The organism is Novosphingobium sp. FW305-C-30-35 (assembly GCF_058783135.1).
In genome coordinates, this window is the sequence record NZ_JBYSYJ010000001.1 from 1,084,242 (window position 1) to 1,096,542 (window position 12,301).

General features: G+C 63.7%; 14 protein-coding genes, 1 tRNA gene and 1 pseudogene. 6 read left to right on the forward strand and 10 right to left on the reverse strand.

The features are described from left to right. Positions 1-85: 85 nt before the first annotated feature. The 3 genes from nusG to AC3WLM_RS05430 all read right to left on the reverse strand — a co-directional run bounded on the left by nusG (position 86) and on the right by AC3WLM_RS05430 (position 1,154). On the reverse strand, positions 86-625 hold the full coding sequence (gene nusG, locus AC3WLM_RS05420; protein ID WP_039331850.1) for a transcription termination/antitermination protein NusG: 540 nt from the start codon (positions 623-625) through the stop codon (positions 86-88). A 26-nt stretch (positions 626-651) separates the two neighbouring features. Next, entirely contained in the window at positions 652-846 is a 195-nt protein-coding gene (secE, locus tag AC3WLM_RS05425; RefSeq protein WP_039331848.1) for a preprotein translocase subunit SecE, read from the reverse strand. Between the two features lie 128 nt (positions 847-974). Continuing rightward, positions 975-1,154, reverse strand: a complete 180-nt coding sequence (locus tag AC3WLM_RS05430) for a hypothetical protein (RefSeq protein WP_039331846.1) — start codon at positions 1,152-1,154, stop codon at positions 975-977. On the opposite strand from AC3WLM_RS05430, the gene AC3WLM_RS05435 reads away from it, so the two are divergent. Beyond that, positions 1,153-1,710 carry a hypothetical protein gene (locus AC3WLM_RS05435; RefSeq protein ID WP_492476814.1) on the forward strand — a complete coding sequence of 186 codons (558 nt, stop codon included), beginning with the start codon at positions 1,153-1,155 and terminating at the stop codon, positions 1,708-1,710. The two genes, AC3WLM_RS05430 and AC3WLM_RS05435, sit on opposite strands and share 2 nt — an antisense overlap. 324 nt (positions 1,711-2,034) lie before the next feature. Here the strand turns inward: AC3WLM_RS05435 and AC3WLM_RS05440 are convergent. After that, positions 2,035-2,110 (reverse strand) — tRNA-Trp (locus tag AC3WLM_RS05440). A gap of 69 nt (positions 2,111-2,179) precedes the next feature. On the opposite strand from AC3WLM_RS05440, the gene aat reads away from it, so the two are divergent. Beyond that, on the forward strand, positions 2,180-2,968 hold the full coding sequence (gene aat / locus AC3WLM_RS05445; RefSeq protein WP_082013268.1) for a leucyl/phenylalanyl-tRNA--protein transferase: 789 nt from the start codon (positions 2,180-2,182) through the stop codon (positions 2,966-2,968). Between the two features lie 35 nt (positions 2,969-3,003). Here aat and AC3WLM_RS05450 read toward each other — a convergent pair. From AC3WLM_RS05450 to AC3WLM_RS05465, 4 genes and pseudogenes are all read right to left on the reverse strand, one after another. Then, positions 3,004-3,420 (reverse strand): annotated as a pseudogene (locus AC3WLM_RS05450) (DUF2155 domain-containing protein); the annotation flags it as partial. Next, positions 3,420-3,833 (reverse strand): NADH:ubiquinone oxidoreductase subunit NDUFA12, encoded by a 414-nt coding sequence (locus AC3WLM_RS05455; protein ID WP_039331838.1) that lies wholly within the window; start codon positions 3,831-3,833, stop codon positions 3,420-3,422. The gene AC3WLM_RS05455 and the pseudogene AC3WLM_RS05450, both read right to left, overlap by 1 nt. An 80-nt stretch (positions 3,834-3,913) precedes the next feature. Next, the gene (locus tag AC3WLM_RS05460) at positions 3,914-4,411 is read right to left on the reverse strand and encodes a DUF192 domain-containing protein (RefSeq protein WP_039331836.1); all 498 of its coding nucleotides are present in this window, start codon (positions 4,409-4,411) and stop codon (positions 3,914-3,916) included. Then, a complete protein-coding gene (locus AC3WLM_RS05465) occupies positions 4,395-4,967 on the reverse strand; it encodes a regulatory protein RecX (protein ID WP_492476815.1) in 573 nt (190 codons plus the stop codon). The genes AC3WLM_RS05460 and AC3WLM_RS05465 overlap by 17 nt, the downstream gene beginning before the upstream one ends. A 163-nt stretch (positions 4,968-5,130) precedes the next feature. Here AC3WLM_RS05465 and AC3WLM_RS05470 point away from each other — a divergent pair, with 163 nt between their 5' ends. Continuing rightward, the gene (locus AC3WLM_RS05470; RefSeq protein WP_492476816.1) at positions 5,131-6,888 is read left to right on the forward strand and encodes a fatty acyl-AMP ligase; all 1,758 of its coding nucleotides are present in this window, start codon (positions 5,131-5,133) and stop codon (positions 6,886-6,888) included. Between the two features lie 92 nt (positions 6,889-6,980). Continuing rightward, the gene (locus tag AC3WLM_RS05475; RefSeq protein ID WP_492476817.1) at positions 6,981-7,250 is read left to right on the forward strand and encodes a hypothetical protein; all 270 of its coding nucleotides are present in this window, start codon (positions 6,981-6,983) and stop codon (positions 7,248-7,250) included. Here AC3WLM_RS05475 and AC3WLM_RS05480 read toward each other — a convergent pair. Next, positions 7,247-8,125: a hypothetical protein gene (locus tag AC3WLM_RS05480; RefSeq protein WP_492476818.1), complete on the reverse strand. Its 879-nt coding sequence runs from the start codon at positions 8,123-8,125 to the stop codon at positions 7,247-7,249. The two genes, AC3WLM_RS05475 and AC3WLM_RS05480, sit on opposite strands and share 4 nt — an antisense overlap. 170 nt (positions 8,126-8,295) lie before the next feature. On the opposite strand from AC3WLM_RS05480, the gene AC3WLM_RS05485 reads away from it, so the two are divergent. After that, entirely contained in the window at positions 8,296-10,233 is a 1,938-nt protein-coding gene (locus AC3WLM_RS05485; RefSeq protein WP_492476819.1) for an alkyl/aryl-sulfatase, read from the forward strand. A gap of 9 nt (positions 10,234-10,242) precedes the next feature. Here the strand turns inward: AC3WLM_RS05485 and AC3WLM_RS05490 are convergent, their stop codons facing one another. Continuing rightward, on the reverse strand, positions 10,243-10,632 hold the full coding sequence (locus AC3WLM_RS05490; protein WP_369820982.1) for a c-type cytochrome: 390 nt from the start codon (positions 10,630-10,632) through the stop codon (positions 10,243-10,245). Positions 10,633-10,789: 157 nt separating this feature from the next. Between AC3WLM_RS05490 and AC3WLM_RS05495 the strand changes: the two genes are divergently transcribed. Beyond that, positions 10,790-12,193, forward strand: coding sequence for an FAD-binding oxidoreductase (locus tag AC3WLM_RS05495; protein ID WP_492476820.1), 1,404 nt, complete (start codon positions 10,790-10,792; stop codon positions 12,191-12,193). Positions 12,194-12,301 lie beyond the last annotated feature (108 nt).

Here is a 12,301-nt window from a genome sequence, read left to right on the forward strand (position 1 = left end):
AACTCCCGCACGGAATCACTACCCTTTCAGGCAGCGAAGCGCGGGCCGATAAGGCTATCGGCCCGCAAATGCAAGCTCTGGTGCTTTAGCCGCGAACCAGTTCGACTTCCTCGAAGCCCAGTTCCACCGGCGTCGCACGCCCGAAGATCGAGACCGAGACCTTCACGCGGCTCTTGTCGAAGTCCAGTTCCTCGACCACGCCGTTGAACGAGGCAAAGGGCCCCGCGTTGACCTTGACCTGATCGCCGATCTCGTAATCGACCGAGACGTTCTTGCGCGGTTCGGCAGCGGCCTGCTCGCGCGCACCGAAGTAACGGGCGGCTTCCTTGTCGGAAATCGGCTGCGGCTTGTTGTTGGTGCCGAGGAAGCCGGTCACCTTCGGGGTGTTCTTGACGAGGTGGTAGATGTCGTCGTTCATCGCCAGCTTGGCGAGCACGTAGCCCGGCATGAACTTGCGTTCGACCTGGACCTTCTTGCCGCGCTTTACCTCGGTGACCGTCTCGGTCGGCACTTCGACCGCTTCGACCAGCTGCGAAAGGCCGATACGCTCGGCTTCGGAGATGATCGCTTCCTTCACCTTGTTCTCGAAACCGGAATAGGCGTGAATGATGTACCAGCGGGCCATATCGTTTCTCTTGGTCCTTTAGGTGATCAGGCGAGCGAGAGCAGGAAGCGGACGACCGCGCTGAACAGCGAGTCGATGCCGAGGAAGAACACTGCGAGGATCAGCATCATGATGCCGACGAAGATCGCGGTGGTGGTGGTTTCCTGGCGGGTCGGCCAGACAACCTTGCGTGCTTCGGCCTTCACCTGATTGAAGAACTCGCCGGGGCTGGTCTTGGCCATTGCTCTGGTGCCTTGCTTGCTGCGGCCGGAGCCGCGTGGAATTTCGTTTCTTCCGGCTAGGGGTCATCGCCGCCCCGGACAAGTCCGGGAGGGGCTGGCGATTTTCCGATGTCGGAAGTTCCATTCATTTAGTCCGCGCCGGGCCGGTTGGCAAGGGTGGCAATGGGGCAGCCATGGAGGACAAACGGGATGGCCCGCTCCCTGCCCCCGGCAATCCGAGCCATCGGCAGGAACGCAGCGGACGGCGCACCGTTGAACGCCTGCACGAAAACGGGGGCGCGAAATGGGGCGAAAGGAACGAGAACCATGAAAAAGATCATTCTCCCGCTGGTGGCCCTTGCCATGGCCGGGACCGCGCAGGCCCAGAGCGGCCAGGCCAAGGCTGAAGGCTCCTCCAATGCCGGCGCGCAGGTTTCGACGGGCAATGGCGCAGTCAATGCCAATACCGGTGTGGGCGCCGAAGTGAGCACGTCCGCCACCGCGCAGCGCGACTCAGCCACCAAGGGCTTGGGTGGAGAGGTTTCCACTACAGCCCGTACCCGCAACGAGGCTCGCGCAGACACGCGGGCGGTGGACCGGGCAGAACGCAAGGCCACGGCGACGGCCGAGCGCACCAAGCGCAAAGCCGAAGCTACAGCGGAGCAAACCAGGCGCTCGGCCGAGAGGACAACTGGTCGGTTGAAGGATCGTACCACCGACACTCTCGATGACGTGGCAACGTCTGGCGCGGTCGATGCCGCAGTCTCCGGCCGTGGATCCCTCGGTGGAAGCCTCGGTCAGACCGGAGCCGGCGCTGCCGGGTCGCTCCAGGGCGGCGTGACGGGAACCGCGGGCGGTGCGCTGGGCGGCCTTCATCGCAGGTAAGCACCAGCCTCAAACCGGCATGAAGAGGGCGGGCCGCAGACGGCTCGCCCTTTTTCGTGCCGGTTTCGTCGGCTCACCGGACTTTGACGCTGGCGTTGCGCAGTCGCGATGCTAGCATCCTGTCACTCTCAAGCGAACCAGACGCATGAGACGACTGGGGGCGGGCGCTTAAAGGCGTACCGCCTCTTTTTTGCCTGGGCATTGCGCCTAATTCGATTGCGTGACCATCGGCACGACGAATCCTGCGCAGCGGCAAAAAAGCTGCTGGCGGATTGCGGTGTCTTCAAAGTGATTCGCGGCGCCAAACCTCGCCTTGGTGGCGAGTGGCAGGAGTGGAGGGACTCGAACCCACGGCCCTCGGTTTTGGAGACCGATGCTCTACCAACTGAGCTACACTCCTGTGCTCTGAGCGGCCCCTTAAAGACTTGACGGCGGGAGCGCAACCGACCGAAACACATTATTGAAGATTATGGCCCGCAACGATCCCCACGCCATCCCGCCCGAGCTCCTGCTCAAGGCCTATCGCGCCGGGATTTTCCCGATGGCCGACAGCCGCGATGATCCCGAAGTCTTCTGGGTGGAGCCGCGGATGCGGGCGATTCTGCCGCTGGAGGGCTTTCATCTTTCCAAATCCCTGGCCCGCACATTGCGCCGGGGCAAATTCACCGTCACCTGCAACGCCGCTTTCGAAGCCGTGATCGACGCCTGCGCCGCGCCCCGCCCCGGTGCCGAGGAAAGTTGGATCAGCGCGCGGATTCGCGAAAGCTACATCGGGCTTCACGAACATGGTCATGCCCATTCCATCGAATGCTGGAACGAGGGGCGGCTGGTCGGCGGACTTTATGGCGTGGGATTCGCGCGCGTGTTCTGTGGCGAATCGATGTTCAGCCGCCAGACCGATGCATCCAAGGTCGCTCTGGCCTGGTTGGTCGCGTCGCTGCGCACGGTGGGCGCGGAATTGCTCGACTGCCAGTTCACCACGACACACCTGGCGTCTCTGGGCGCAATCGAGATTCCGCAGAGCCAGTACCTGCAACTGCTGTCACAGGCGCAGCGGCCCTATTCTTCGGCTGAAGTGGCTGCAGGTCGCGCGCTTGCCGAAGCGGTCGGTGATGGACTGGTCGCGGGCTTCGGCCCGGGATTGGGGGATGCCGCCGCGCTGGCGTTGCCGCTGGGCTTTGCCGCATTGCGCGCGGAAGCGACCGGCTCTTCCTCGCCGGGGAAGGTCATCGCACAGTCCTTGACCCAAACGTCATAGACAGGGTGTTCGACCACGCTCAACGACGGGGCGTTCCGGAACAACCAGCCTGAAAACACCTTGCGCCAGGCCAGTGGCTGATCGGTGCTCGCCCGCTCCTCGACGAAAAGCTGGACGAAGGCGCCGGTCTCGGGCGGGTCTTCCCAAGGCGCGGTCTTCTCGCAGGTGGCGAGCTTGACGATGGCATTGCCGATCCGCCGCGATTCGCCGCTCTTGAGGACAATGTCTTGCGTGATGTTGTTACGCTTGTTGAGCAGGCCGAGGGTCGCCAGGCGGTCCTTGATCGGCGTGCCGAATTCGCTTTCCACTGCGGCACCGGATGCGCTGGCAATCGCCGCACCTGTTTCCGTGGCCTCTGGCGGCGGAGCGGGAGCCTTCTCGCCGCAACCAGCAAGCGTCAGCAGACCCGCAAGTGCGAGTGAACGCATTGCCGGCGATGCGACAGATGGCATCAGGCTTCCGGAACCCAGGCTTCGTAGTCGCCGGTTGCGGCGGCGCGCTTGCCACCGCGCTCCAGCGCGCCCTGCGGACGATAGGCCTGCGAGGTCCCGGTGGCATTCGGCGTGAAGTCCGCTTCCCAGATACGCGGTGGCGGCAGGTTGCTTTCGGGCACGCCATCGAACGCCCCGTGCAGCCAGCCATGCCATTCCGAGGGAACCCGGCTGGCATCGTTGGCGCCATTATAGATTACCCAGCGGCGTTCGCGCCCGGCAAAGGGGTGGCCCTTGGGATAGGGCTTCTTGGCGCGGAAATAGGTGTTCCCTTGCGCATCGGTGCCCACCTGCTCACCATTCAGTGCGCTGAACAGCATGGTGGTGACGGTGGCACCATTCCACCACGTGAAGATCTTGCCGAGGATGCTCATGCTACCTGCCTTGGATATCAGGGGGCGCTTAGCCGCTGATGGGGGGAGTCGGCAAGCGCGTTGATGCCGCTGCCCTCATCTTACCAGTCAACCTTGTCGCCCGGCTTGATGCCGAGCCTTGCGGCCAGCCCGCCATTGATTTCCAGCACCGCCAGCGTCGGCCCGTCCGCAGGGAGCGGGGTTTCGTCATAAGGCCTGGCATTGGCCGCTATGTTGATGATGCGGCGATCGAGACCGACGAAGATGATGTCGAGCGGAATCACCGTGTTGCGCATCCAGAACGAAGCTATATCCGGCGGATTGCGCAGGAAGATCATGCCCTCGTCATCGCCGATCTCGGTTCGGAACATCAGCCCCTTGGCCTGCTCGGCAGAGGTGCGTGCAACTTCCGACTTGAACACGTGGGCCCCATTGCCGCTGGTCACCGTCACGGGCGTGATCTGGAGGCCCGAGACCGGATGAACCGCCGCTGCTGACGCCTGGGGCTGCGCCTTGGCCCCGGCGTCGGCCGCACCTGGCGAGCACCCTGCGATCAGCGCAAGGGCAGAAAGAACGGCTAGTCTAGTCAGCTGCTTCATCGATCCACTCTTCCAGAGCTTCGGGGCTGGATGCATTCACCACCTCGCGCGCATAGGCAAGGGGGTGTCCGGCCCTGAGCATGGCTGCGACCTGCTTCTCGCGCAGGGCCGGGTCAAGCCCACTGCCCCCGCCAAACGGGCCGAAGCGCCGCTTTCGCGCCATGACGAGTGCAGCCCGGCGTCGCTCCGCATCGCTGCCACGTGCCTCCTCGCGCAGCGGTTCGGCGATTCCCGCAGCGCCCAGCGCCTGCTCGATGCGCCGCGCCCCATAGCCTCGCCGCAGCAGGCTTTGCGCCTTGCCGCGGGCAAATCCGGCATCGTCGACATAGCCGAGTTCGACGAATCGGCTGACGATCGCGTGAAGATCGGCTTCGCCTTCCCCCTCCCAGCCCCGTTCGCGCAACTTGCGCTTCAGGTAGTCGGAAAGCTTGCCCGCGCTGGTGGCAAAGCGCGCGACATAGGCCAGCGCCATTTCGTCAAGCCGCGCGGCATCGAGCGGCCTTGGCGGTTTCCTTTCGCGGCGGTTGCCACGGCCATCAGGGGAATTGCGGTCCATCCGCCACATTCGTGCCACAGTCCCTGCTAAATGAGAACGTCCGTACCGTGGTGGCGTTGTTTTCGCGTCACGGACCAGTAATGGGCCGTTCGAGCTAATGGACCGTTCATCGGCGGGTCTGCACAGGCCCGCAGGACGAATGAAGAGAACATCGGGGTATCGCATGACTGTTTCGAACGCTGTCGCTGACAAGGCGATTCTCGTTCCCACGCCCAACATCGACGTGCAGCCACGTCGGTATGCGGACTTCGATACCTTCTGCGATGCGCTGGACTATGCCGCCAAGGGCGTGCTCGGGTTCAACTTCCACGATCCGCGCGGCACGCTTTCGCGAGTCTATCCCTATTCCGAACTGCGCGAGGACGCGCTGGTGGCCGCCCGCCGCCTGATGGCGATGGGCGTCGTTCCCGGTGACCGCGTGGCACTGGTGGCAGAAACCGGTCCCGATTTCGCCGCGATCTTCTGCGGCGCGATGTATGCAGGCGCGTGGCCCGTCCCCCTGCCCCTGCCGACCAGCTTCGGCGGTAAGGAAAGCTATATCGACCAGCTCGCCGTCCAGCTTGCCAGTTCGGACCCGAAGATGCTGGTCTATCCCGGCGAGATTGCCGAAATGGCAGGCGCCGCCGCCGCGCGTCAGGGCTGCGCCGGCCTTTCGTGGGACGAATTCCATGCGGGCGATCAGTCCGACGCCGCCCTGCCCACGCCTGATCCTGACGCAATCAGCTACCTTCAGTATTCCAGCGGCTCGACGCGCTTTCCGCATGGCGTTGCCGTCACGCACCGCGCATTGCTGGCCAACCTCGCCGGCCATTCGCACGGCATGAAGATCGCCGATCCGGATCGTGCGGTTTCGTGGCTGCCGTGGTATCACGACATGGGTCTTGTCGGCTGCTTCCTTTCGCCGATCGCCAACAGCGTCTCGGTCGATTACCTCAAGACCGAGGACTTCGCCCGCCGTCCGCTGGCATGGCTTGACCTGATCAGCCGCAACAAGGGCACGACGCTCTCCTATTCGCCCACCTTCGGCTACGACATCTGCGCCCGCCGCATCTCCAGCCAGACCCACGTGTCGGACCGTTTCGACCTGTCGCGCTGGCGCGTTGCCGGCAACGGGGCCGACATGATCCGCCCCGACGTGATGCAGAACTTCGTCAACGCCTTTGCGGAAGCCGGCTTCAAGGCCGAGGCCTTCCTGCCTAGCTATGGCCTTGCCGAGGCGACGCTGGCCGTCACCATAATGCCGCCGGGAGAAGGCATTCGCGTCGAGCTGGTCGAGGAAGAGCGCCTGTCGGGCACGCCGCGCGATCTTTCGCGCCCTGCCCGCTATCGCGCCATGGTCAATTGCGGCGTGCCCGTTCTTGGCATGGAGGTCGCGATCCGGGGCGAGAACGGCAACTCGCTTTCGCATCACCACATCGGCAAGGTCTGGTGCCGCGGCTCGTCGGTGATGCACTCCTATTTCCACGACCCGGAAGCGACCGACGCCTGCATGGTCGATGGCTGGCTCGATACGGGCGACATGGGTTACGTCGATGAAAAGGGCTACCTGTTCATCGTCGGCCGCGCCAAGGACATGATCATCATCAACGGCAAGAACCACTGGCCGCAGGACATCGAATGGGCGGTGGAGCAGCTTCCCGGCTTCCACCAGGGCGACATCGCCGCGTTCTCGGTAGAGACCGAAAATGGCGAGGAAGCGCCCGCTGTGCTCGTGCATTGCCGCGTTTCCGACCCGGTCGAACGCGTCAAGCTGCGCGACCAGATCCGCGACAAGGTGCGTTCGATCACCGGCATGAACTGCGTGGTCGAACTTGTGCCGCCGCGCACGCTGCCGCGCACCAGTTCGGGCAAGCTCAGCCGCGCGAAGGCCAAGAAGCTCTACCTCGCGGGCGAGATCGCGCCATACCAGCTCGCCGCCTGACCGTTCCAATCCGAAACGAATGCCCGACTCAATAGCTTGACGAAATTGCCATCTTCCGATTCCCTGTGCTGCGGGGAATTGGGAGAGGGTTTATGGCAACGGCAAACTCGCCGAGCGATGATACACCGCACGAGCTTTCGGGCGTTGTCGTTGGCTGGAAACACCGCGCTTTCGCACGCAACATCCATCTGACCGTGCAATCGAGCAAGAACCCCCGGCCCACGCCCGATGCGATCGACACGCACCACCTGCTGATGACGCGCAACCAGGCCCTGCTGCTTGCCAATTACCTCATGCGTGTAACCGGCCAGCAGCTCCCGCCAAGGCGGCGGCGAACGCTGTGGCAGAGGTTGTTCGGTTAGGGAACGATGCTACCAGTCGCGATGCGCCACTGCCCATCACGAAACCGGTAGATGTTTGGCGAGATGCAACGCTGCTGTGCGGCGCAGTCCTCGGCGACGGTCTTCGAGAACCGCTGCAGGCCCTCTCCATCAGGCATCAGACCGACAAAGACGAAGCCATCCGACACGGCTGTGACAAACAGATCGGGACCAAGTTCCTCTGCCAGCGCGGCAAATCCGTCTCTCTGCACCAGCAAGCTGCCGAGATACTCGTACTCCTCGAACGCCACCGCATTTTCTCGGAGTTGAGCTACGGTTGGCAGCGGCGGAAGTCTCTCGGCTGTCTGCCGCTCCGCAATGCGCCACGCCTCTTCTTCCGAAAGCGAGAGTTTCTGCAACGCCTCGCGTCCGGCAAGGGCGATCGTGTCGGGTGAGTCAAGTACCAGAAACTCGTACAGATCCTCGCCGATCTGGCGCGCGAGAGCGTCGATTACCTTGGCACCGGAAACATCGCCACGCGATGGAGCGCTTTTCACATAGTCGTAATAGACCTTGTCTCGCACAGTAACCCGAAGATCGCTGACCTTGCCTTCAGGTGGCAGCAGTGCTGTCTTTCGTGCGAACTCCTCTTTGGCAACCTTGCAGTCGGCTTTCTCTGCGGACTGACAGAATGTCCAGATGCGGCCAATATTGACGATCCGGTCACTGTCCTCGCCGGGGAAATCAATGCGGAGCTCCTGCCAGTCATCTCCCGATGGCTTTACCTCGCCAGACGGATGAGCCTTGCCGACCAGGCGCACCATATCCTTGACGAAGGTGGCCTGCCTGTCTTCCGCGCACGCCCACGTGGGCAGGGCGATGAAGGCCGCAATTTGCAAGAGCTTCCGCAGGATCATGAAAACGCCTTAACGCAATGGAGCCTGCAGAGTGCCGATACGCTTCGGAACTGTCCACGCAGGTTGAACAGATTTCTTCCGCCAGGGATTCCTTATTCGGGCTTCCCTAATCGCGCGATTAAAGTCACTCTGCACCCGGAACTCCACATGGAACGGAGCCGGGAGAGGACATGCGTTTCACGAACTTTTGCCGCGCCCTGACCGCCAGCGCGTCAGTGCTGCTCGTTGCAGGCCCGGCCCGGGCCGATGCACCGACCGACGCCACCCGCAAGGCCAACGCCGCGGCCCTCGCCGACCTGCCGATGGCCGACCGACAGGACTTCGATTTCGCAACCCGCGGGTTCGTGGCAACGCTCAAGGACCCGGTGATCCGCGACGCTGCGGGCAAGCCGGTGTGGGACACCGCCGCCTTCGCCTTTGCCAATGGCCCTGCTCCTGCCACCGTGAACCCCAGTTTGTGGCGTCATGCCCAGGTGCTCGGCAAGGCCGGCCTGTTCAAGGTGACGGACCGCATCTGGCAGGTGCGCGGGTTCGACGTCGCCAACGTGACCTTCGTGCGTGGGGACCAGGGCTGGATCGTGATCGACCCGCTGACTGCCACCGAGACTGCGGCCGCCGCCTACGCGCTGATCTCCGAGAAGGTGGCAAGGCTCCCCGTCACCGCCATGATCTACACTCACAGCCACGTCGATCATTTCGGCGGCGCGGGTGCGTTCACCTCGGTCATGGCCAAGGACGCGCCGATCATTGCTCCGCAGGGCTTCACCCGCGCTGCCGTCAGCGAGAACGTCATTGCAGGTCCCGCAATGGGGCGTCGCGCCTCCTATCAGTTCGGCCTGGGCTTGCCCAAGGGCCCGGAAGGCTCGATGGGCTCGGGCATCGGCATGGGTGTGGCGGCAGGCGGGCGCAGCCTGATCCCGCCAACGCGCGAAATCGGCGAGACCGGCACGGAACTCGTGCTCGACGGCGTGCGCGTGCGCTTCCAGATCACGCCCGGAACCGAAGCCCCTGCCGAGATGAACTTCGGCTTCCCAGATTGGAAGGTTGCCGACCTGGCCGAGAACGCCAACGTCACACAGCACAACATCCTCACCCCGCGCGGGGCAGTGATCCGCGATGCTAAGGCCTGGGCGCAAGGGCTGACCGAGGCGATCGACTTCTTTGCAGGGTCCGAAGTGCTCATCGCCAGCCATGGCTGGCCCCGCTTTGGTGCAGGCGAGATCAACAGTTATCTCGCCAAGCACCGCGATGCCTATGCCTACCTTCATGATCAGACCGTGCGGCTGATGAACAAGGGCCTGACCGGGCCTGAAATCGCGGCGCAGCTCACGCTGCCCCCTGCGCTGGCGGCAAAGTGGTACGACCGGCCTTATTACGGCTCCTACAGCTTCAACAGCCGCGCCGTGTATCAGTTCTACATGGGTTGGTACGATGGCAATCCCGTCCACCTCGCTCCCCTGCCCCCGGAACAGGGCGGAAGGCGATATGTCGAAGCATTGGGCGGTGCAGCGCGGGTGCGCGCCCTGGCAGAGGACGCCTTCGCCAAGGGCGATTACGGCTGGACGGCGGAATTGCTCGACAAGGTGATTTTCGCCGATGGCAATGATGCTTCCGCAAAGAGCCTGCTTGCCCGTACCTATCGCCAGCTCGCCTACCAGAGCGAGAACGCACTGTGGCGCAACATGTATCTCACCGGCGCGACCGAACTGGAAATGGGCGTCACCGCAACCGATCCCACCGGCGGTGCAGCCCTGATCAGCCAACTCCCGCCGTCAGACTTGTTCGAAGTCCTTGCGGTGCGGCTCGATCCGGCCAAGGCTGGAGACGGCTCTGCCTCGCTCGGGTTCGTCTTTCCTGACAAGGATCAGGACTGGACGGTAACGATCGCCAATGGCGTGCTGGTTCACCGCAAGGGCCTGCGCGAAGGGCGGCAGGCGACGCTGACGGTGCGTTATGCCGATTTGCTGTCAGCCTTGTTTGCAGGTCAGCCGCTTGCGGCCAAGGTTGCCTCGGGCGAGGCGAAGATCGAAGGGGATCCGGCGGCCTTCGCCCGCCTCATCGGCTGGCTCGACAAGCCGGACCCCGCATTCAATATCGTGACGCCCTAATAGGCAAGCTCAGTTGGGCTTCTTGAGATAGGCGATCACGTTGGCGCGGTCTGCAGCATTGGGCAGGCCCGCAAACGCCATCGAAGTGCCGGGAACAACCGCGGCAGGGCGCGTGAGCCACTTGTCGAGCGTGGCATCATCCCACTTGATCTTGGCCTTCTGCATCGCCGCGGAATACTTGAAGCCCGGAGCCGCCGCGGCCTTGCGCCCGACAACGCCCGCAAGGTTGGGACCCATCTTGGCACCGGCACCCGGCTGCACGGCATGGCAGGCGATACAACGCATGAAAATCTTCTTGCCCGCAACCGGATCGCCCTTGGCCTGGGCAAAGGCGGTTCCGCCCGCCAGCGCCGAGGCGGCCAGCCCTGCAACGATCATCGCACCCATCATCTTCTTCATCGATACACCCTGTTCAGTTCCAGAAGCCGCCAGAGCCGCAAAGCTCGAACGCACGAAGAGAATTCCGCATTCGCGCTTTATCGCGGCTGAACGCGCAGGCGCTATATCAATTAGGGCAGTTGCTGCAAAAAGGGTGTCGATGGGTTAGGCCGTAAACATGGAAACCCTGTCTGTCCCGCATGCCCGCCCTTTGCCCAACGGCTTTCTCGACCGTCTTTCGGCCCGCTTCGGCCTGCAATGTCAGACGAGCGAAGCAATCCGCGCCCAGCATGGCGCCAGCGAATCGCAGTATCCCACCGTTCTTCCGGATGCCGTGGTCTTTGCCCGGTCAACGCAGGACGTGGTCGATTGCGTCAACCTGTGCCGCGAAGCCGGCGTGGCCATCGTTCCCTTTGGCGCCGGCACATCGCTGGAAGGCCACACCTTGCCACTAGAAGGCGGGGTCAGTCTGGACCTGACGCCGATGGACGCAGTCCTGGCTGTAAACCATGCCGATTTCGACTGCACCGTGCAGCCCGGCATCCGCCGCGAGGCGCTCAATGCGCACCTGCGCGACAGCGGCCTGTTCTTCCCGATCGATCCGGGTGCGAACGCCTCGATCGGCGGCATGGCCTCGACGCGCGCCTCGGGCACGAACGCAGTCCGCTATGGCACGATGCGCGAGGCCGTGCTGGGCCTGGAGGTGGTGACGCCGCAGGGCAAGGTCGTCCGCACCGGCAAGCGCGCCAGGAAGTCTGCCGCCGGATACGATCTCACGCGGCTCTACATCGGCTCCGAAGGCACGTTGGGCGTCATCACCGGCATCACCCTGCGACTTCATCCGGTGCCGGAAGCGATCATGGCCGCAACCTGCCCATTCGAGACGCTGTCCGGCGCGATCGAAACGGTGGTGCAGGCCTTCCATTGCGGCGTGCCGATGGCGCGGATCGAACTGCTCGATGCCATGCAGGTCCATGCGGTGAATTTGCGAAGCAAGCTGGGTCTGCCCGAAGCGCCGACGCTGTTCTTCGAATTTCACGGCACCCCCAACGGGGTTGCCGAACAGGTCGAGACGGTCAAGGCATTGGCTTCGGCCAACGGCGGTGGCGCGTTCCAGTGGGCAACACTGGCTGAAGACCGCAACCGCCTGTGGCGCGCGCGGCACGAATCCTATTATGCTGCCGTCAACTTGCGGCCCGGCGCCATCGGCCTGACCACCGACGTCTGCGTACCGATGAGCCGGCTGGCCGAATGCATCCTTGCCACCCGCGCCGATCTCGACAGCTGCAGTGTGCCCGCAACTATCCTTGGCCACGTCGGGGACGGCAACTTCCACCTCGTCTTCTCGATTGACCCGAATGCGCCGCACGAAATGGCAGAAGTGGAAGCGGTCAACCACCGCATGGTCGCCCGGGCGCTGGCCATGGACGGCACCTGCACCGGCGAGCACGGCGTCGGCATCGGCAAGCAGCAATGCCTCATCGATGAACTGGGCGAGGACGCGGTGGACGTGATGCGCACGCTCAAGCAAGTGCTGGATCCGGGCAACATCTTCAATCCGGGCAAGATTTTCCGGAGCTGAGACAGCCCGCCCCCAACCCCTCCCGCGTGCGGGAGGGGAGTTGAAGAACCTGTTCCTGCCCTCCCGTAAACGGGAAGGCCGCGAGACTTGGAGAGCGAAGCGATCCTA

Bases quoted from the DNA above. Each gene is read 5' to 3' on its own strand.
- nusG (WP_039331850.1), bottom strand. From the start codon at position 625: ATGGCCCGCTGGTACATCATTCACGCCTATTCCGGTTTCGAGAACAAG.
- secE (WP_039331848.1), bottom strand. From the start codon at position 846: ATGGCCAAGACCAGCCCCGGCGAGTTCTTCAATCAGGTGAAGGCCGAA.
- AC3WLM_RS05435 (WP_492476814.1), top strand. From the start codon at position 1,153: ATGAAAAAGATCATTCTCCCGCTGGTGGCCCTTGCCATGGCCGGGACC.
- AC3WLM_RS05430 (WP_039331846.1), bottom strand. From the start codon at position 1,154: ATGGTTCTCGTTCCTTTCGCCCCATTTCGCGCCCCCGTTTTCGTGCAG.
- aat (WP_082013268.1), top strand. From the start codon at position 2,180: ATGGCCCGCAACGATCCCCACGCCATCCCGCCCGAGCTCCTGCTCAAG.
- AC3WLM_RS05455 (WP_039331838.1), bottom strand. From the start codon at position 3,833: ATGAGCATCCTCGGCAAGATCTTCACGTGGTGGAATGGTGCCACCGTC.
- AC3WLM_RS05460 (WP_039331836.1), bottom strand. From the start codon at position 4,411: ATGAAGCAGCTGACTAGACTAGCCGTTCTTTCTGCCCTTGCGCTGATC.
- AC3WLM_RS05465 (WP_492476815.1), bottom strand. From the start codon at position 4,967: ATGGACCGCAATTCCCCTGATGGCCGTGGCAACCGCCGCGAAAGGAAA.
- AC3WLM_RS05470 (WP_492476816.1), top strand. From the start codon at position 5,131: ATGACTGTTTCGAACGCTGTCGCTGACAAGGCGATTCTCGTTCCCACG.
- AC3WLM_RS05475 (WP_492476817.1), top strand. From the start codon at position 6,981: ATGGCAACGGCAAACTCGCCGAGCGATGATACACCGCACGAGCTTTCG.
- AC3WLM_RS05480 (WP_492476818.1), bottom strand. From the start codon at position 8,125: ATGATCCTGCGGAAGCTCTTGCAAATTGCGGCCTTCATCGCCCTGCCC.
- AC3WLM_RS05485 (WP_492476819.1), top strand. From the start codon at position 8,296: ATGCGTTTCACGAACTTTTGCCGCGCCCTGACCGCCAGCGCGTCAGTG.
- AC3WLM_RS05490 (WP_369820982.1), bottom strand. From the start codon at position 10,632: ATGAAGAAGATGATGGGTGCGATGATCGTTGCAGGGCTGGCCGCCTCG.
- AC3WLM_RS05495 (WP_492476820.1), top strand. From the start codon at position 10,790: ATGGAAACCCTGTCTGTCCCGCATGCCCGCCCTTTGCCCAACGGCTTT.